Source organism: Bradyrhizobium sp. 26S5, assembly GCF_036923295.1.
Classification (GTDB): Bacteria; Pseudomonadota; Alphaproteobacteria; order Rhizobiales; family Xanthobacteraceae; genus Bradyrhizobium; species Bradyrhizobium septentrionale.
The window spans coordinates 1,030,032-1,047,649 of record NZ_CP145948.1 but is presented as its reverse complement, the minus strand read 5'-3'; the positions used below and the strand labels follow the sequence as shown (position 1 = coordinate 1,047,649).

Genomic DNA, 17,618 nt, shown 5'->3' with positions numbered 1-17,618 from the left:
CCGAGCTACGGCACTTGCTTCTCCTTCCCCCTGCAAGGGGGAAGGTCGGGATGGGGGTCGGCCACAGGCGACAGCCGATGTCGTGGAGAGAGGATCCCCACCCGCTTTGCTCTGACGAGCAAAGCGACCTCCCCTTTTCAAGGGGAGGTTTGGGCACTGCGGCCGGGTCCTACTCCTGTGCCGCAAAAATCCGGTAGCGGCGGGGCTGCAAGGAGACGATTTCGCCGGCCTGCAGCTCGCGATCGCGGGGGGCGTCGATCTCGATCACGGTCTTGCCCTCGCTACCCGACAGCGCCACTTCGGCGCGCTGGATCGGCCCGAACGAACGGACGTGACGGATGGCGCCTTCCAGGGCGCCGGTTCCGGCCGGACCGACCGCCATGTCATGGCGGCGGACGAACAGCTTTGCGGCGCCCGATGCCGCGCCGAGCGCCGGAATGTTCAGCGGACGGCCGTCCAGCCGCACCGCGTCGCCGGCCACATCGACCGGAAGCACGATGGATTCGCCGATGAAGCCGTGCACGAAAGCGGTCGCCGGATTGTCATAGACCTCGCCGGGCGAGCCGATCTGCTCGATCTTGCCCTTGTCCATCACCACGACGCGGTTGGCGACTTCGAGCGCCTCCTCCTGGTCGTGGGTGACGAAGATCGAGGTGACGTGGATCTCGTTGTGCAGCGAGCGCAGCCATTGCCTGAGCTCCTTGCGCACCTTGGCATCGAGCGCGCCGAACGGTTCGTCGAGCAGCAGGATGCGCGGCTCGATCGCGAGCGCACGCGCCAGCGCGATGCGCTGCCGCTGGCCGCCGGACAGCTGGCTGGGATAGCGGTTGGCGAGCCAATCGAGCTGCACCAGGTCGAGCAATTCCTTGACCCGGGCGCGGATCGTCGCCTCGTCCTTGCGGATCGCGCGCGGCTGTACGCGCAGCCCGAACGCGACGTTCTCGAACACCGTCATGTGGCGGAACAGCGCGTAGTGCTGGAACACGAAGCCGACCTGACGCTCGCTGGCACCGCGCGAGAGCGCATTCTCGCCGTCGATCGCGACCTCGCCGCTGTCTGGCCAGTCCAGTCCCGCGATGATCCGCAGCAGCGTGGTCTTGCCGGAGCCGGACGGGCCGAGCAGCGCCAACAGCTCGCCATCGGCGACCTTGAGATCGACATTGTCGAGCGCGGCAAAGCTGCCGAACGTCTTTACGATATTCTTGACTTCAATCGCCATCGGGCACCTCTGCCTCGTCGAGCCGTTGCTCGAGAACGGTCTTCGCCACCAGCGTGATCAGCGCCAGCATCGCCAGCAGCGATGCGATCGCGAACGACGCGACGAACTGATATTCGTTGTAGAGAATTTCGACCAGGAGCGGCATCGTGTTGGTCTCGCCGCGGATATGGCCGGAGACGACCGACACCGCACCGAACTCACCCATCGCGCGCGCGTTGCAGAGCAGGACGCCGTACAGCAGGCCCCATTTGATATTGGGCAGCGTCACGCGGAAGAAGGTCTGCAGGCCGGAGGCGCCGAGCGAGATCGCCGCCTCCTCCTCCTGGGTGCCCTGCTCCTGCATCAGCGGGATCAGCGCGCGCGCCACGAACGGGAAGGTGACGAAGATCGTCGCCAGCGCGATGCCGGGCATCGCGAACAGGATATGGACGTTGTGCGCCTGCAGCCACGGACCGAAATAGCCCTGGGCGCCGAACAGCAGCACGAAGACCAGGCCGGAGATCACGGGCGATACCGAGAACGGCAGGTCGATCAGCGTGATCAGGAAGGTCTTGCCGGTGAATTCGAATTTCGAGATCGCCCAGGCCGCGACCACGCCGAACACCAGATTGAGCGTGACCGAGATCGCGGCGATCAGCAGCGTCAGCCTGATCGCGGCGAGCGCCTCGGGCTCGGCCAGCGCGGCGACATAGGCGCCGATCCCTTTCGAGAAGGCCGACGCGAACACGACGACCAGCGGCAGCACGACGAACACGCTGAGGAAGGTGATCGCCAGCGCGATGATGATGAAGCGGATCGGGCCGGGCTCGGTGCGCAGATTGCGCTGCGCCGTGCCGGGCTCCGCGCGCGCGATCTCGAGCCGCGGCGCCGGCGCCGCCACGCTGACATCGGTCGCGGGCGCGTAGGTCCGCAGTTGCGTCGTCGAGGTCACCAATCCCGTCTGCATCGACATCGCGAACCTCAATGCACGGGAATGCGGGCTTGCGCCCAGCGCTGCAGGCGATTGATCACGAAGATGATCAGGAACGAGGCCACCAGCATCACGACCGCGATCGCGGTGGCGTCGGCATAGCGGAATTCGGACAGCCGGATCACGATCAACAGCGGCGCGATTTCGGAGACGTTGGGCAGATTGCCGGCGATGAAGATCACCGAACCGTATTCACCGATGGCGCGGGCAAAGGCCAGCGCAAAGCCGGTGAGCAGCGCCGGGATCAGGCTCGGCAGGATGACGCGGAACACGGTGTGCCAGCGGTTGGCACCGAGGCTCGCGGCGGCTTCCTCGATCTCGGGATCGAGATCGATCAGCACCGGCTGCACCGTGCGCACCACGAAGGGAATGCCGATGAAGATCATCGCGATGAAGATGCCGATCGGCGTAAACGCGACCTTGATGCCGAGTTCGGCGAGCGGCGCGCCAAGCCAGCCCTTCTGCGCGAACAATTGCGTCAGCGCGACGCCGGCGACCGCGGTCGGCAAGGCGAATGGAATATCGACGATGGCGTCGAACAGCCGCCGGCCCGGAAAACGGTAGCGCACCAGCGCCCAGACGATGATGGTGCCCATCACCAGGTTGACGCAGGCGGCCGCAAACGAAAGCCCAAACGAAATTTTCAGGGCATTCAGGGTGCGGCGGCTGGTGATGATGGCCCAGAACTGATCGAGGCTGAGCTCGAACGTCTTGAGGAACAGCGCGGCCAGCGGAATCAGGATGATAACGGAGAGCCATGTCAGGGTCAGTCCCATGGTGAGACCGAACCCCGGCAGGGTACTGCGCCGTGCAACCGCTGTGCTCACAAATCCCCCTGTTTAACCCGAACGATAGTCCCGATCAGTTCTTGTAGATCTGATCGAAAATGCCGCCCTCGGCGAAATGCTCCTTCTGCGCCTTGGTCCAACCACCAAAAACGTCGTCGATGGTGAAAAGTTCAACCTTGGCGAAGGATTTTTCGTACTCCTTGGCGATCTCGGGATCACGCGGCCGGTAGGAGTTGCGCGCGGCGATCTCCTGGCCTTCCTTGGTGTACCAGTACTTCAGATAGGCTTCGGCGACGGCGCGGGTGCCCTTCTTGTCGGCAACCGTGTCGACCACGGCGACCGGCGGCTCGGCGAGGATCGACTGCGCCGGGGCCACGATCTCGAACTTGTCCTTGCCGAATTCGCGTTGTGCCAGAAAGGCTTCGTTCTCCCACGCGAGTAGCACGTCGCCGACGCCGCGCTCGACGAAGGTCACGGTCGAGCCGCGCGCGCCGGTGTCGAGCACCGGAACGTTCTGGTAGAGGTCGGCGACGAACTTCTTCGCCTTGTCGGCCGAGCCGAACTTCTTCTGCGCGTAGCCCCAGGCGGCGAGATAGTTCCAGCGCGCGCCGCCGGAGGTCTTCGGGTTCGGCGTGATCACAGCGACGCCGGGTTTAATCAAATCATCCCAATCCTTGATGCCCTTGGGGTTGCCCTTGCGCACCAGGAACACGATGGTCGAGGTATAGGGCGAGGCGTTCAGCGGCAGCCGCTTCTGCCAATCGGCCGCGAGCAGGCCCTTGCCCGCGATCGCATCGATGTCATAGGCGAGCGCCAGCGTGACCACATCGGCCTGCAGTCCGTCGATCACCGAGCGCGCCTGCGAGCCCGAACCGCCATGCGACTGCTTGATCTCGACGCTCTTGCCGGTTTCCTTCTGATAGGCCGCGGCGAACGCCTTGTTGAAATCGACATAGAGCTCGCGGGTCGGATCGTAGGACACGTTGAGCAGCGAATAGTCGGCCGCGAAGGCCGAGCTCGCCCACAACAATCCCGCGACCAGCGGCAGGATACGACGGATCATTTCTGTCTCCATTCAACCCGAGAATGTCAGGGAACGCGCCAGACATAACTCGCGGCGAAGTGGCTCTAAGTCAACGAAACCGGTTTTCTTTGTTTGCGGCCGTGCAGCGCGCTTGTGCTACGAAGGCGCCGCACTGCGAAGGCTTTGTCGCGTCGCCAGATCGCGATGAACCGTCATCGCGATTGAGCGCCTGCTCCACGACATCATGCTCTACGACATCTTCATCGTATGGATGCCGCATTCCGTCTTCGCCCGGCCGCGCCAGCGGCCGTCGCGTGCATCCTCGCCGGTGGCAGACCGGCTCGAGCAAGGCATACACCCGACCGACTGATATCCCGATGCGACAAGTGGATGCGGCGGCAGCTTGCCGAGCGCGTAGATCGCCTCGATCTCCTCGCGCGAGACGTTGGCGAACGGATTGAATTTCAGCCTGACGCCGTCGTCCTCGACGACCGGAATGTCGGTGCGGGCGCCGCCCTGGAAACGCTTGCGGCCATTGATCCAGCCGGCGAACGGTTTTAGCGCGCGCGCCAAGGGCTCGACCTTGCGGATCCGGCAGCAGGCATCGGGATCGGTGAACCACAATTCGCGGTCCGGATCCTGGCGCGACAGCGCCTGCTCGTCGGGCTTGATCGACCGTACATCGGTGAGGCCCAGCGTTTTGATCAGCGTGTCGCGATAGGCGAGCGTCTCCTCGAACAGCCAGCCGGTGTCGAGGAAGACCACCGGGATCGCCGGGTCGACGTCCGCCATCACCTTGAGCAGCGCGGCGGACTCGGTGCCGAACGACGACACCAGCGCCAGCCTCTCGCGGCCGACCGTCTTCAGCGCGGCCGCGATCACCTCGGCGGGCGATGCCGTGCGCAGCGCGCGATCGAGCGCATCGGCCGCGGGCAATCCGCCCGGCGCCGCGGCTGCGAGCTCTGGTGCAAGCGTGCTCACTGGCCCGCGCTCTCCGAGTGACGCAGCTGCATGCGGCGGTTGAGCGCGGTGACGCGGCCGTCGCCGGTCGGCTGGTAGAACACCGAATAGCGCTTCATGGTCGCGGCGAAGGCATCGGCATCGGCGTCCTTCTTCACCTCGAAGGCGTCGAAGCCGGCGCGGGTCATGAACACGAACTGGTCGCGCAGCACCTGGCCGGTGGCGCGCAGCTCGCCGTCATAGCCGTAGCGCTCGCGCAGCAGGCGCGCCTGGCTGTAGGCGCGGCCGTCGCGGAACGTCGGGAACACCAGCGCGACCGAGGCGAGACGATCGAGATGCGACACCAGATCGTCGAGATTGCGGTTGTTCGGCCAGATCACGCCGACCTTGCCGGAGCGGCGCAGCAGCGCCTCCGGACCGGCGAGAAAGCGTTCGGCGCTCACCAGCACCGCGCCGTCGCCCGGCAGCTCGGCGCCGTCGGCGACATGCACGAACAAATCGGTGGTTAGTCTTCCCTGCTTAACGAGTGGCATAGACCCGCTCCCTGAAAGGCTCGACGCCCAGACGCTTCACCGTATCGACGAACAATTCCTCGGGACGGTCGCGCAGCGCGAGATAGGCTTCGACAATGTCTTCGATCACGTCGGCGACTTCCGCATAGGGAACGGCCGGGCCGATCAAGGTGCCCATCTGCGCGTTCTCGTCGGCGCGGCCGCCGATCGTGATCTGGTAGAATTCCTCACCGTTCTTCTCGACGCCGAGAATGCCGATGTGGCCGACATGGTGATGGCCGCAGGCATTGATGCAGCCGGAGATGTTGATGTGGAGCCGGCCGATCAGGTCGGCGGTGTCGTGATTGGCGAAGCGCCGCGTCAGCTCCTGCGCGATCGGGATCGAGCGCGCATTCGCCAGCGAGCAGTAGTCGAGTCCCGGGCAGGCGATGATGTCGGTGACGAGGTTGACGTTCGGCGTCGCCAGGCCGAGCCGGTCGAGCGCCTTGAACAATGCTGGCAGGTCGCGCTTGGCGACGTGCGGCAGCGCCAGGTTCTGCTCGTGGCCGACGCGGATTTCGCCGAACGAATATTTGTCGGCGAGATCGGCGAGCGCGTCCATCTGCTCGGCGGTGGCGTCGCCGGGCGGGCCGCCGACCGGCTTCAGCGACAGCACGACGATCGAGTAGCCCTGCACCTTGTGCGCGAACACCGAGTTCTTGCGCCAGCGCTCGAACAGCTTGTCATGCGCGGCCTGCTTCAGCTCGTCCGGCATGTGCGGCAGCTTTTCGTAGGCCGGATAGGAGAAGCGCGAGCGGACCTCCTCGATGGCGGCGTGATCGAGCGTCAGCCCGACATCGCCCATCTGCTTCCACTCCTCGTCGACTTCCTTGGCGAACTTCTCGATGCCGAGCTCGTGCACCAGGATCTTGATGCGCGCCTTGTAGATGTTGTCGCGGCGGCCGTACTGGTTGTAGACGCGCAGGATCGCCTCGATGTAGCTCAGGATATCGCGGCCGGGGACGAATGGCTTGATGGTCTTGGCGATGAACGGGGTGCGGCCGAGGCCGCCGCCGACCAGCACCTCGAAGCCGGTCTCGCCGTCGGCATTCTTGTGCAGCCGCAGGCCGATGTCGTGGATCTTGATCGCGGCGCGATCGTGCTCGGAGGCGGTGATCGCGATCTTGAACTTGCGCGGCAGGAACGAGAATTCCGGATGCAGCGTGGTGTGCTGGCGGATCAGCTCCGACCAGATCCGCGGGTCCTCGATCTCGCCCGGCGCGACCCCGGCCCACTGGTCCGAGGTGACGTTGCGCATGTTGTTGCCGGAGGTCTGCATCGCGTGGATGCCGACCTCGGCGAGGTCGGACAGCGCGTCGGGCAGCTCGCTGAGCTTGATCCAGTTGAACTGGATGTTCTGCCGGGTGGTGAAGTGGCCGTAGCCGCGATCGTAGCGGCGCGCGACATGGGCGAAGCGGCGCAGCTGCTTCGATGACAGCGTGCCGTAGGGGATCGCGACGCGGAACATGTAGGCGTGCAGCTGCAAATACACGCCGTTCTGCAGACGCAGGATCTTGAATTCGTCCTCGGTGAGCTCGCCCGAGAGGCGGCGCTTCACCTGGTCGCGAAATTCCGAACACGCTCGTTGATCAGCGTGCGGTCGAGTTCGTCATATGCATACATGATGGATGAGCCTTACGCCGGCACCTGAAGATCGATCGTGACGCCCTTGGCGCGGATGTGTTCGCGGAGATTGCCCGGCTTGACCTTGCCGCCGTCCTTGAGCTCGACCGGCGCGATATAGGGGCCGACCGCGCCGACGTCGTCGGCGGCGGCCTCCGCCAGCAGTGCGCGGGCATCGTCGGAGGTGCTGACAATGGCGGAGTCAGCGAGTTCGGTGGACCAGCCCTTTTGCGCGGTCCGGTACACCACCGCACCATCCCAGGTGCGGTTGGCGGTGACCACCGACGGGCCCGTGATCCTGATTTTCTTCTGTTCAAGCGGAGAGGTCATTCGGCAGCTTTCAGCAGTTCGGAGAACATCTGGTTGGAGAAGAGTTGGGTGACGTTGGATCGGCTCCACGGCGCGGAATGCGCGACCACGTCGCCGATAATGAGGACAGCGGGACCGCCATCGACCTGTTTGACCAGCTCGGGCAGCCGCGCCAGCGTGCCGACCGCCGCCTTGGCGTCCGGCCGCGTCACGCGCGCGAACACGCCGACCGGCGTCTCCGGCGAGCGGCCCGCGGCGAGCAGGCCTTCGCGGACCGAAGGCGCCGCGGTCATGCCCATGTAGACGACGACGGTCATCTTGTTGTCGGTCAGCACCGACCAGTCGACGACCTCGGCATCGCGCGCCTTGTGCGCGGTGAGGAAGGTGATGCGCAGCGCCTCGTGGCGGAAGGTCAGCGGCACTTCGAACTGCGCGGCCGCGCCAAGACCGGCGGAGATGCCCGGAATAATGGAGTAAGCAACGCCAGCGTCGCGCAGCGCCTCGATTTCCTCGCCGCCGCGGCCGAACACAAAGGGATCGCCGCCCTTCAGCCGCACCGCGCGCTGGCCCGCCTGCGCCGCCTCGATCATCAGGCGGTTGATGGCGTCCTGGCCGATGCCGGGCTTGCCGACACGGCGACCGACCGGAATGCGCGCGGCATCGCGCCGGATGCGGTCGAGAATTTCAGATGACACCAGTTCGTCATAGAACACGACGTCGGCATCCTGCAGCGCGCGCAGCGCCTTCACCGTCAAGAGATCAGGATCGCCGGGACCCGCACCGACCAGCGTGACGTGGCCAATGGCTTTGCCCTCTGCGCTCGCGCCGGCGAATGCGGCGGGATCAGGGATCGCGTTCAGCGCCTGCTCGGCTTCGTCCTTGCGGCCGGCCAGCACCAGCGCGCCGATCGGGCCGTCGACGATGCGCTCCCAGAAGCGTCGGCGCAGCGGAAACTCTTCGATGCGGGCATGGATCGATTTGCGGAAGCGGCCGATGAAGCCGGCGAGGTCGCCGATCCGTGCCGGCAGCACCGCCTCGATCTTCTCGCGGATGCGGCGCGCCACCACCGGCGACGTGCCGCCGGTACCGACCGCGACCACGACATCGCCGCGATCGACGATCGCAGGCATGATGAAGGTGGAGTGGACGAGGTCGTCCATCACATTGACCGGCAGGCCAATCGCCTTGGCGCGCACCGACATCGCAACGCCGATGTCGCCGGCGCCGGCGCAGAGCACGGCGATGACATCTGAAAGATCAGCGGCGAGCGGATCGCCCTCGGCGCGCTCGATCCGCGCGGCCTCCTCCGCAGCGAGGCCGGCGAGATCATGGTTGCCGTCGGTCGCGTACCAGCGGACCGCGGCGCCGGCGGCCGCAAGCAGCCGCAGCTTGGCGCGCACGAGCTCGCCCGCTCCAACGAGCAGCACCTTGCCGCTTTGCAGATCCAGAAACACCGGCAGATATCGCATCAGACACTCGCTTCCCCAACTTGGGGGTTGACTGAAATTATTTTCTATTTATCTCTCGATCAAGGCCAGCAAAGAGAAAATTATTTCTTCTCTATTGCAGCGCAACTTTAGAATTTTCACCTCCACAGGCCAAGGCCGATAGATGCATCTTCTCGACAAAGAATCCGCCGCTGCCGGATCACGGTCTGCAGCCCTTGCACAAGCATCTTCCGTGCCGGGGATTTCGGCCCATCAGGCCCCCCCGACCATGGATCACCTGGACGAGCTCGAGGCGCAAAGCGTTTACATCCTGCGCGAGGCATTCGCCCGGCTGAAGAAGCTCGCGCTGCTCTGGTCGCTTGGCAAAGACTCCAATGTGATGATCTGGCTGGCACGCAAGGCATTCTTCGGCCGGGTTCCGTTCCCGGCGATGCATGTCGACACCGGCAAGAAGTTTCCAGAGATGTACGCGTTCCGCGACCGCTTCGGCAAGGAATGGGATCTCGACCTGCGCGTCGAACCCTGCCCGTCGATCGACAGCGTCGATCCGACCCTGCCACCGGCCGCGCGCTCCGCCGCGCGCAAGACCGAAGGGCTGAAGCTCGCACTCAATAAGTATGGCTTTGACGGATTGATCGCCGGCATCCGCCGCGACGAGGAGGCGACACGCGCCAAGGAGCGCGTGTTCTCGCCGCGCGGCCTCGAGGGCGAGTGGGACGTGCGCGACCAGCCGCCGGAGTTCTGGGACCAGTTCAACGCCTCGCCGCCGCAGGGCGCGCATTTGCGCATCCATCCGATCCTGCATTGGACCGAGGCCGATATCTGGGCCTACACCAAGCGCGAGAACATCCCGATCATTCCGCTGTATCTCGCCAAGGACGGCAAGCGCTACCGCTCGCTGGGCGATCAGGACATCACCAACCCGGTCGCCTCGACCGCGTCCAATATCGACGAGATCCTCGCCGAACTCGACGCCACCAAGATCCCGGAGCGCGCCGGCCGCGCGCTCGACCACGAGACCGAGGATGCGTTCGAGCGGCTGCGTGTCGCCGGCTATCTCTGATCAACTGGCTTCTCAACATTTGGCTTCCCATTTCGCGCGAGCGTTCCGATGAACATGATCCTTCCCACCGCCTCGATCTCGGCAACGCCCAACGGCACGACGCGGCCGCAAGTGCGCATCGTCATCGTCGGCCATGTCGATCACGGCAAGTCGACGCTGGTCGGGCGCCTGCTGCATGAGACCGGCAGCCTGCCGGACGGCAAGCTGGAAATGCTGAAGGCGGTCAGCGCGCGGCGCGGCATGCCGTTCGAATGGTCGTTCCTGCTCGACGCGCTGCAGACCGAGCGCGACCAGGGCATCACCATCGACACCACCCAGATCCGCTTCCGCACCCGCTCGCGCGACGTCGTGCTGATCGACGCGCCTGGCCATGCAGAGTTTTTGCGCAACATGATCACCGGCGCCTCGCAGGCCGATGGCGCGGTGCTGATCATCGACGCGCTCGAAGGCGTGCGCGACCAGACCCGCCGTCACGGCTATCTGCTGCATCTGCTCGGCGTGAAGCAGGTCGCGGTCGTCGTCAACAAGATGGACCGCGTCGAGTTCAGCGCCGAGAGGTTTAAGGAAATCAGCGACGAGATTTCGGCGCATCTGATCGGCCTCGGCGTCAGGCCGACGGCTGTGATCCCGATCTCGGCGCGCGACGGCGACGGCGTCGCCGAGCGCACGGCGCGGATCGACTGGTACAAGGGACCGACCGTGGTCGATGCGCTCGATGCGCTCGAGCCGGCGCGCCCGCTCGCCGAGCTGCCGCTGCGGCTGCCGGTGCAGGCGATCTACAAGTTCGACGACCGTCGCATCGTGGCGGGCCGCATCGAGTCCGGCAGCCTCAAGGCCGGTGACGAGATCGTCATCATGCCGACCGGCAAGATCGCCAGGATCAAGACCGTCGAAAGCTGGCCGGTGACGCCGGTCGACGGCCCGCAGGGCGCGGGGCGCTCGGTCGGCATCACGCTCGACCGCGAGCTGTTCCTCGAGCGCGGCGACATCATCGGACATAGCGGACAGAGCCCGCGCGACACCCGCCGCATCCGCGCACGGATCTTCTGGCTGCACGACAAGCCGTTGACCAAGGGCGAGCAGATCCTGATCCGGCTCGGCACCAAGGAAAGCCGTGCCACCGTGGTCGCGATCGAGAAGGCGATCGATCCCGGCGCGCTCTCCAACGAAGAGAACAGCGCAATCGCGCGCAACCATGTCGGCGAGATCGACATCTCGCTGGCGCAACCGGTGGCGACCGATCCCTACACTGACAATCCGCGCACCGGGCGCCTCGTGATCGAGGTCTACGGCCGCATCGCCGGCGGTGGCCTTGTGCTGTCGGTCGACGCCGGCCGGCCTGCGGTGCCGGTCGATATCGTGCCGGTGGAGTCCGCGCTGCGGCCGGACGAGCGCTCGGCGCGCTATCACCACAACGGCGCGGTGATCTGGCTGACCGGCCTGCCCGGTTCGGGCAAGTCGACCCTGGCGCGGGCGCTGGAGCGGCGGCTGTTCGGCAATGGCGGCTCGCCGATCCTGCTCGACGGCGACACGCTGCGTGCGGGCCTCAACAGCGACCTCGGCTTCTCGCCGCAGGATCGGGCTGAGAACATCCGCCGTCTCGCCGAGGTCGCGACCCATCTGGCGCGCAACGGTCATATCGCGATCGTCGCCGCGGTGTCGCCGTCGGCCGCCGACCGTGCGGCAGCCCGCCATATCGCCGACAGCGCGTTCCGCGAGATCTATGTCGCGACCCCTGCCGAGGTCTGCGAGACCCGCGACCCCAAGGGCCATTATGCCAAGGCCCGCTCCGGCGGATTGCCGTCCTTTACCGGCATCACCAACGACTACCAGCCGCCGGCCGGCAACGAGTTGACCATCGATACCTCGAGCCGATCGGTCACCGAGGCCACCGACGAGATCGAACGGATGCTGGCCGAGACCGGCATCCTGTTCGACGAACTGACCGATCTCGCGGCGAATATCTGACCCGCTCGCCAGTCATCGCCCGGCTTGTCCGGGCGATCCAGTATTCCAGAGACGCCCGTGCGTGAGCCGATAGGCCGCGGCGTACTGGATGCCCCGCTTGAAGCGGGGCATGACACCTGAGAGTGGGGTGACAGAGGGCCTTCTCAGAGCCGGGACTTTAGGGCTAAAAGAGCCGTGAACGCGGCCCTTTGGCGCGTTTTTTGCTGATTTCTTTCGAAAACAGCTCCTAAAACGCCCGTTTCTTTGAGAAAGCCCATCATGACTCGTGTCGATGCCCATGGATTGAAGATCGCCCCTGTCCTGTTCGATTTCATCGCCAAGGAGGCGACGCCCAAGACCGGGATCGCTCCCGACGCGTTCTGGGCCGGACTTGCCGCCATCATCCAGAAGCTCGGACCGAAGAACCGCGAGCTGCTCGCGGTCCGCGACACGCTGCAGGCCAAGATCGACGACTGGCATCGCGCCCACAAGGGCAAGGCGTTCGATATCAACGCCTACACCGCATTCCTCAAGGAGATCGGCTACCTCTTGCCGGAGCCCGCGACCCACAAGGTCGAGACATCAAATGTCGACGAGGAAATCGGCAAGATCTGCGGCCCGCAGCTCGTGGTGCCGCTCACCAACGCCCGCTATGCGCTGAACGCCGCCAACGCGCGCTGGGGTTCGCTGTATGACGCCTTCTATGGCACCGATGCGATCCCGCATGATCCGAGCGAAAGTGGCAAGGGCTACAACAAGGCCCGCGGCGACAAGGTGATCGCCAAGGCAAAGGCCTTCCTCGACGCATCAGCGCCGCTTGCGACCGCAAGCCACACCGATGTGACCTCCTACAGCGTGATCGCCGGCCAGCTGTCGGCCAAGCTGAAGAGCGGCAATTCGACCGCGCTGAAGGACGGCGCCCAGTTCGCCGGCTATCAGGGCGATGCCGCCCACCCTTCCGCGATCCTGCTCGTCAACAACGGCATGCATGTCGAGATCAAGATCGACCGCAGCAACATCATCGGCAAGGATGATCCGGCCGGCGTCGCCGACATGATCCTGGAATCGGCGGTCTCCACCATTCTCGACATGGAGGACTCGGTCGCCGCCGTCGACGCCGAGGACAAGGTGCTGGTCTATCGCAACACGCTCGGCCTGATGAACGGCACGCTGTCGGCCGATTTCGACAAGGGCGGCAAGACGCTAACCCGCTCGCTCAATGCAGATCGCGTCTACAAGAAGCCCGATGGCAGCGAGCTGAAGCTGCACGGCCGCAGCCTGCTGCTGATGCGCAATGTCGGCCACCACATGTTCACCGACGCGGTGCTCGACGCCAAGGGTGAGGAAATCCCGGAAGGCCTGCTGGATGCGGCGGTCGCCGGCCTGCTCGCGATCCACGACCTCAAGGGCAATTCCAAGGTCAAGAACAGCCGCACCGGCTCGGTCTATATCGTCAAGCCGAAGATGCACGGCCCCGACGAGGTGACGCTGACCTGCGAGCTGTTCGCCGAGGTCGAGAAGATGCTCGGGCTCGCCGAGAACACGCTGAAGGTCGGCATCATGGACGAGGAGCGCCGCACCACGGTCAATCTCAAGGCCTGCATCCAGCGCGCCTCCAAGCGCATCATGTTCATCAACACCGGCTTCCTCGACCGCACCGGCGACGAGATCCACACCTCCATGGAAGCGGGTCCGATGATCCGCAAGAACGACATGAAGGCGCAGCCCTGGATCAAGGCCTATGAGGACTGGAACGTCGACAACGGCCTGATCGACGGCCTGCCCGGCCATGCCCAGATCGGCAAGGGCATGTGGGCCGCGCCCGACAAGATGGCCGACATGCTGGTCCAGAAGATCGGCCATCCGCAGGCCGGTGCCACCACCGCCTGGGTGCCGTCGCCGACCGCGGCCACGCTGCACGCGCTGCACTATCACCAGGTCAACGTAACAGCCCGCCAGCAGGAGCTCGCCAAGGGCGGCCCGCGCGCAAAGCTCTCCGACATCCTCACCATTCCGGTGTCGCAGTCGAACTGGGCGCCCGACGACGTCAAGCAGGAGATCGACAACAACTGTCAGGGCATATTGGGCTACGTCGTGCGCTGGATCGACCAGGGCGTCGGCTGCTCGAAGGTGCCCGACATCCACGACGTCGGGCTGATGGAAGACCGCGCCACGCTGCGCATCTCGAGCCAGCATCTGGCGAACTGGCTGCATCAGGGCGTCATCACCAAAGATCAGGTGATGGAATCGCTGAAGCGCATGGCCGTCGTCGTCGACAAGCAGAACGCTGGCGACGCCCTCTACAAGCCGATGGCGCCGTCGTTCGACGGTGTCGCCTTCAAGGCCGCCTGCGACCTGATCTTCGAGGGACGTACGCAGCCGAACGGCTACACCGAATACATCCTCACCGCACGCCGCCGCGAGGCCAAGGCCGCGGGCTGATCCGCGGGTCACGACGACAAGCAAAAGCCCCGGCGACAAGCCGGGGCTTTTTTGTTGGCGTCGCGCGCTGGACTAAAATACCGCCAAATATTTCAGCAGCGAGACGATGCCGATGATGATGACGACGACGCGCGCGATCTGCTTGGCGCGGCCGTCGAGCGGCAGCATGTTGATGAGATAAAGAACGAGAATAACGACAAGGAAGGTGACGAGTACGCCGACGAGCATGCGGGGCCCCCTGATGGCATCGGTGAATGTGCTGTTCGCCCTTTGCTAACGTGCAGGGGGGAAGTCGGTTCCGGGCCAGGAACCGAATGTGGCTTCGGTTCTGATTAGATCAGAACCGAAGCTCTCGATTCTTGTTTTGACGCGTCTTCTTCACGCGAACCGTTGTCCACTTCGCTCGAAAACGCTCTAGTGAGCAACGCTACTCGCGCGCCAGCACCGCCGGACGCTGATATTTGGCGCGGATGCGATCCGGTGCCGGCGTGAAGTTGAGCGAAGCCCCGCGCCGGTCCGGGCGGCCGACCGACATCAGCCCGTCCTTGCCGGCGACGATGTCGCCCTTGCGCAGGGTCGGATCGTCCTCGATCTTCACCGCGGCCAGGCCGACCGAATCCTTGCCGTTGCAGGTGCAGCCCGCGACGATCTGGTCGCGATAGCGGAACGCATTCGGCAGCTCGGAATAGGGCTTGCCGTTCTCGGTCGCGGCGTTGTCGATATTGCCGCCATAGACCACTTCGGTCGCGCTCGCCGGGCAGAAGCTATTGCAGCTCTCCGCCTTGCTTTGGTTGCCGGTCGCGGCCAGCGGGAAATAGCGGCCGTCGCAGGTCCGCACGCAGTAGGCCTGACCGCCGTCATAGCGCGCGCGACGCTCGCCCCGCGGCGCGACTGGCGCCGGGCCGTCGTCGAACGGGATCCGGATCACCGGCGGCCGGCCCTGCATGAAGCCGCCGAACAGTTGCGAGAAGAAATCCTGGGCTTGCGCGGCAGGCGCAAGGGACAGGCCAAGCAACGCCGCCGTCCCGAACACCCACCGCCTGGAATGTCGCTTCACCATCACCGCCCCTCATACAACGCCGATCCTCAGTACAACGAGGAAGCGGTGGGAATGTTCATCGCCTGGCGGCCTGATGGCAGCGTCGTCACCGCGGGACGCGGCTGCACCGGTGCCGGCCGGACCGAAATCTGCGTCGTGGTCGGGCCGAGTTCGCGGGCGGCGAGATGCGGCGCGTTCTTCGGCAACACCACGACTTTGGTACCGACATCGACCCGGCTGAACAGGTCGGAGACATCCTCATTGGTCAGGCGGATGCAGCCCGACGACACGTACTTGCCGATCGTCGAGGGATCATTGGTACCGTGGATGCGGTACTCGCTGGAGCCGAGATACATCGCGCGTGCGCCGAGCGGGTTGCCCGGGCCGCCGGCCATGAAGCGCGGCAGATAGGGCTGGCGCCTGATCATCTCGGCCGGCGGATGCCAATCCGGCCACTCCGCCTTGCGACTGATGGTCTGGACGCCGGCCCAGGTAAAGCCCTCGCGGCCGACGCCGACGCCGTAACGGATCGCCCGGCCGCCGCCGAGCACGTAATAGAGCGCGGTGTTGCCGGTATCGATGATGATGGTGCCGGGCGCTTCCGTCGTGTTGAGCGCGACGGTGGTGCGGCGCAGCCGCTCCGGCAGCGCGCCGTCCTCTCTGGCCCCGGTCGAGGGATCGTTCATCATTTCGTCGGACGGAAATGCACCCGGCTGCGTCGACGCATAGCCGAGCGCAGACGAGCGGACTTGGGCGTCGGCCGAGGTGGTGACAACGAACGGCGTCACGAACAGGACGCTGGCGAAGGCAACGGTGCGCGCGGCGCGCGACGCAAGCCGGCGGCTGGAGAGAGACTGATGTGTCATGTGCTGCCCCTGGACGGGATGCGCATCGTGGTGATGCGATGCCGGAGCAACGCGCGTGGCCGCCAGACAGTTCCGGCGCGAATCATCGCAAGGCCGAGATTGTCAACCCGCCGCGTCTCACGAACCCGCGATGGAACCTTTGCCGACGCGGGCCGTTGTCAGGCGCTATTGGACGCGCGGGGTCACCTCGCAGCGCGAAATTTATTTTGCCTTCGTGCGGGAGAAAACTGGTGCGCGCGTTACCGGGTGAACGTCTGCTTGGCAATCCGCCCGAAGGCACGCCCTTCCCCGACAGCAAAGCCGAACTGCCGCCGGTGATCAGCCGTGCCGAGGTCGTCGCCTTCGCGCTGGTCGCGCTGCTGGTCATCGTCGTCGTGGCCGTACTCTATCTGGCGCGCGCATTCTTTCTCCCGATCACGATGGCCTTCATTGTCGGCACCATGCTGTCGCCGGCCGCAGGCCTGCTCGAACGCTACCGGATCCCGCGCGCGCTTGGTGCGGTGCTGCTGGTGTTCGCGGTCGTCGCGACCGTCAGCTTCATGGTCGGGTTGATTTCGGCCCCGCTGATGGAATGGAGCTCGCGGCTGCCCGAGCTCGGCGCGATCCTGAGGGAGAAGCTGCACGTGTTCGACCGGCCGCTCGCGCTGTGGCAGGAGCTGCAGAGCATGCTCGGCGGCTCCGACACGCTTGCCACCCTGCAGTTGCCGAAATTCGAATGGGTGCAGCCGACGCTGGAATTCCTGTCGCCGACATTTGCCGAATTCCTGCTGTTCATCGCAACCCTGATCCTGTTCATCGCGAGCTGGAACGACCTGCGCCGCGCGCTAGTGATGAACTTCAGCGAACGCGCGGCGCGGCTGCGCACGCTGCGCATCCTCAACGAGATCGAGACCCATCTCGGCAACTACCTGCTGACGGTGACCATGATCAATGTCGGCGTCGGCATCGTCACCGGTGCGATCTGCGCGGCGACAGGCACGCCCAATCCGGCCGGACTTGGCGCGCTCGCCGCGACACTGAACTTCATTCCGATCATCGGGCCGGTCGCGATGTTCGTGGTTCTGGTCGCAGTCGGCATCGTTTCCTCGCCGACCATCGGCGCCGGGCTGATCGCGCCAGCCTGCTTTGCGGCCGTGACCTTCCTGGAAGGACATTTCGTGACCCCGATGATCGTCGGCCGCAGGCTGTCGCTGAATGCGCTCGCAGTCTTCCTCGCGCTCGCGTTCTGGACCTGGCTGTGGGGCCCGATCGGCGCCTTCCTGTCGTCACCGCTGCTGATCGTGGCGTTGATCGTCAAAGAGCATTTGATGCCGGACAATTCGCCGCAGCTGCCCGAGGAATAGGAAGCGTTTTCAAGCGAAGCAGGCGC

General features: G+C 65.2%; 15 protein-coding genes and 1 pseudogene. 4 read left to right on the top strand and 12 right to left on the bottom strand.

Annotation, left to right across the window (positions count from 1 at the left end):
• Positions 1–169: 169 nt before the first annotated feature.
• From V5279_RS04860 to cysG, 9 genes and pseudogenes are all read right to left on the bottom strand, one after another.
• A complete protein-coding gene (locus tag V5279_RS04860; protein ID WP_028342240.1) occupies positions 170–1,219 on the bottom strand; it encodes a sulfate/molybdate ABC transporter ATP-binding protein in 1,050 nt (349 codons plus the stop codon).
• Complete coding sequence (gene cysW / locus V5279_RS04855) at positions 1,209–2,171, bottom strand: sulfate ABC transporter permease subunit CysW (protein ID WP_414645901.1); 963 nt, start codon at positions 2,169–2,171, stop codon at positions 1,209–1,211. The genes V5279_RS04860 and cysW overlap by 11 nt, the downstream gene beginning before the upstream one ends.
• Positions 2,172–2,179: 8 nt before the next feature.
• Positions 2,180–2,986 (bottom strand): sulfate ABC transporter permease subunit CysT, encoded by an 807-nt coding sequence (gene cysT, locus V5279_RS04850; protein ID WP_166216195.1) that lies wholly within the window; start codon positions 2,984–2,986, stop codon positions 2,180–2,182.
• 64 nt (positions 2,987–3,050) lie between these two features.
• Positions 3,051–4,040, bottom strand: coding sequence for a sulfate ABC transporter substrate-binding protein (locus V5279_RS04845; protein ID WP_166302155.1), 990 nt, complete (start codon positions 4,038–4,040; stop codon positions 3,051–3,053).
• A 210-nt stretch (positions 4,041–4,250) separates the two neighbouring features.
• Positions 4,251–4,982, bottom strand: coding sequence for a phosphoadenylyl-sulfate reductase (locus V5279_RS04840; RefSeq protein WP_338695516.1), 732 nt, complete (start codon positions 4,980–4,982; stop codon positions 4,251–4,253).
• On the bottom strand, positions 4,979–5,494 hold the full coding sequence (locus V5279_RS04835; RefSeq protein WP_338695515.1) for a DUF934 domain-containing protein: 516 nt from the start codon (positions 5,492–5,494) through the stop codon (positions 4,979–4,981). The genes V5279_RS04840 and V5279_RS04835 overlap by 4 nt, the downstream gene beginning before the upstream one ends.
• Positions 5,481–7,135, bottom strand: a pseudogene (locus V5279_RS04830) (nitrite/sulfite reductase). Before V5279_RS04830 ends, V5279_RS04835 begins: the two are co-directional and overlap by 14 nt.
• A gap of 12 nt (positions 7,136–7,147) precedes the next feature.
• On the bottom strand, positions 7,148–7,465 hold the full coding sequence (locus V5279_RS04825; RefSeq protein WP_029077708.1) for a DUF2849 domain-containing protein: 318 nt from the start codon (positions 7,463–7,465) through the stop codon (positions 7,148–7,150).
• Complete coding sequence (cysG, locus tag V5279_RS04820) at positions 7,462–8,913, bottom strand: siroheme synthase CysG (RefSeq protein WP_338695514.1); 1,452 nt, start codon at positions 8,911–8,913, stop codon at positions 7,462–7,464. Before cysG ends, V5279_RS04825 begins: the two co-directional genes overlap by 4 nt.
• 247 nt (positions 8,914–9,160) lie before the next feature.
• On the opposite strand from cysG, the gene cysD reads away from it, so the two are divergent.
• From cysD to V5279_RS04805, 3 genes are all read left to right on the top strand, one after another.
• Positions 9,161–9,955, top strand: coding sequence for a sulfate adenylyltransferase subunit CysD (gene cysD / locus V5279_RS04815; RefSeq protein ID WP_166302141.1), 795 nt, complete (start codon positions 9,161–9,163; stop codon positions 9,953–9,955).
• 48 nt (positions 9,956–10,003) lie between these two features.
• Positions 10,004–11,923 carry an adenylyl-sulfate kinase gene (gene cysC / locus V5279_RS04810; RefSeq protein ID WP_338695513.1) on the top strand — a complete coding sequence of 640 codons (1,920 nt, stop codon included), beginning with the start codon at positions 10,004–10,006 and terminating at the stop codon, positions 11,921–11,923.
• Positions 11,924–12,181: 258 nt separating this feature from the next.
• Positions 12,182–14,344: a malate synthase G gene (locus tag V5279_RS04805; protein ID WP_338695512.1), complete on the top strand. Its 2,163-nt coding sequence runs from the start codon at positions 12,182–12,184 to the stop codon at positions 14,342–14,344.
• A 72-nt stretch (positions 14,345–14,416) separates the two neighbouring features.
• On the opposite strand, the gene V5279_RS04800 is transcribed toward V5279_RS04805, so the two are convergent.
• From V5279_RS04800 to V5279_RS04790, 3 genes are all read right to left on the bottom strand, one after another.
• Entirely contained in the window at positions 14,417–14,572 is a 156-nt protein-coding gene (locus tag V5279_RS04800) for a Thivi_2564 family membrane protein (protein ID WP_061880958.1), read from the bottom strand.
• A 199-nt stretch (positions 14,573–14,771) separates the two neighbouring features.
• Positions 14,772–15,404 carry a DUF2865 domain-containing protein gene (locus tag V5279_RS04795; protein ID WP_338695511.1) on the bottom strand — a complete coding sequence of 211 codons (633 nt, stop codon included), beginning with the start codon at positions 15,402–15,404 and terminating at the stop codon, positions 14,772–14,774.
• 26 nt (positions 15,405–15,430) lie between these two features.
• Positions 15,431–16,249, bottom strand: coding sequence for a L,D-transpeptidase (locus V5279_RS04790; protein ID WP_338695510.1), 819 nt, complete (start codon positions 16,247–16,249; stop codon positions 15,431–15,433).
• 230 nt (positions 16,250–16,479) lie between these two features.
• On the opposite strand from V5279_RS04790, the gene V5279_RS04785 reads away from it, so the two are divergent.
• The gene (locus V5279_RS04785) at positions 16,480–17,592 is read left to right on the top strand and encodes an AI-2E family transporter (protein WP_166302127.1); all 1,113 of its coding nucleotides are present in this window, start codon (positions 16,480–16,482) and stop codon (positions 17,590–17,592) included.
• Positions 17,593–17,618: the final 26 nt, after the last annotated feature.

What these genes read in the sequence shown, in the direction of transcription:
- V5279_RS04860 (WP_028342240.1), bottom strand. Translation starts at nt 1,219, where the DNA reads ATGGCGATTGAAGTCAAGAATATCGTAAAGACGTTCGGCAGCTTTGCC.
- cysW (WP_414645901.1), bottom strand. Translation starts at nt 2,171, where the DNA reads ATGTCGATGCAGACGGGATTGGTGACCTCGACGACGCAACTGCGGACC.
- V5279_RS04845 (WP_166302155.1), bottom strand. Translation starts at nt 4,040, where the DNA reads ATGATCCGTCGTATCCTGCCGCTGGTCGCGGGATTGTTGTGGGCGAGC.
- V5279_RS04835 (WP_338695515.1), bottom strand. Translation starts at nt 5,494, where the DNA reads ATGCCACTCGTTAAGCAGGGAAGACTAACCACCGATTTGTTCGTGCAT.
- V5279_RS04825 (WP_029077708.1), bottom strand. Translation starts at nt 7,465, where the DNA reads ATGACCTCTCCGCTTGAACAGAAGAAAATCAGGATCACGGGCCCGTCG.
- cysG (WP_338695514.1), bottom strand. Translation starts at nt 8,913, where the DNA reads ATGCGATATCTGCCGGTGTTTCTGGATCTGCAAAGCGGCAAGGTGCTG.
- cysD (WP_166302141.1), top strand. Translation starts at nt 9,161, where the DNA reads ATGGATCACCTGGACGAGCTCGAGGCGCAAAGCGTTTACATCCTGCGC.
- cysC (WP_338695513.1), top strand. Translation starts at nt 10,004, where the DNA reads ATGAACATGATCCTTCCCACCGCCTCGATCTCGGCAACGCCCAACGGC.
- V5279_RS04805 (WP_338695512.1), top strand. Translation starts at nt 12,182, where the DNA reads ATGACTCGTGTCGATGCCCATGGATTGAAGATCGCCCCTGTCCTGTTC.
- V5279_RS04800 (WP_061880958.1), bottom strand. Translation starts at nt 14,572, where the DNA reads ATGCTCGTCGGCGTACTCGTCACCTTCCTTGTCGTTATTCTCGTTCTT.
- V5279_RS04795 (WP_338695511.1), bottom strand. Translation starts at nt 15,404, where the DNA reads ATGGTGAAGCGACATTCCAGGCGGTGGGTGTTCGGGACGGCGGCGTTG.
- V5279_RS04790 (WP_338695510.1), bottom strand. Translation starts at nt 16,249, where the DNA reads ATGACACATCAGTCTCTCTCCAGCCGCCGGCTTGCGTCGCGCGCCGCG.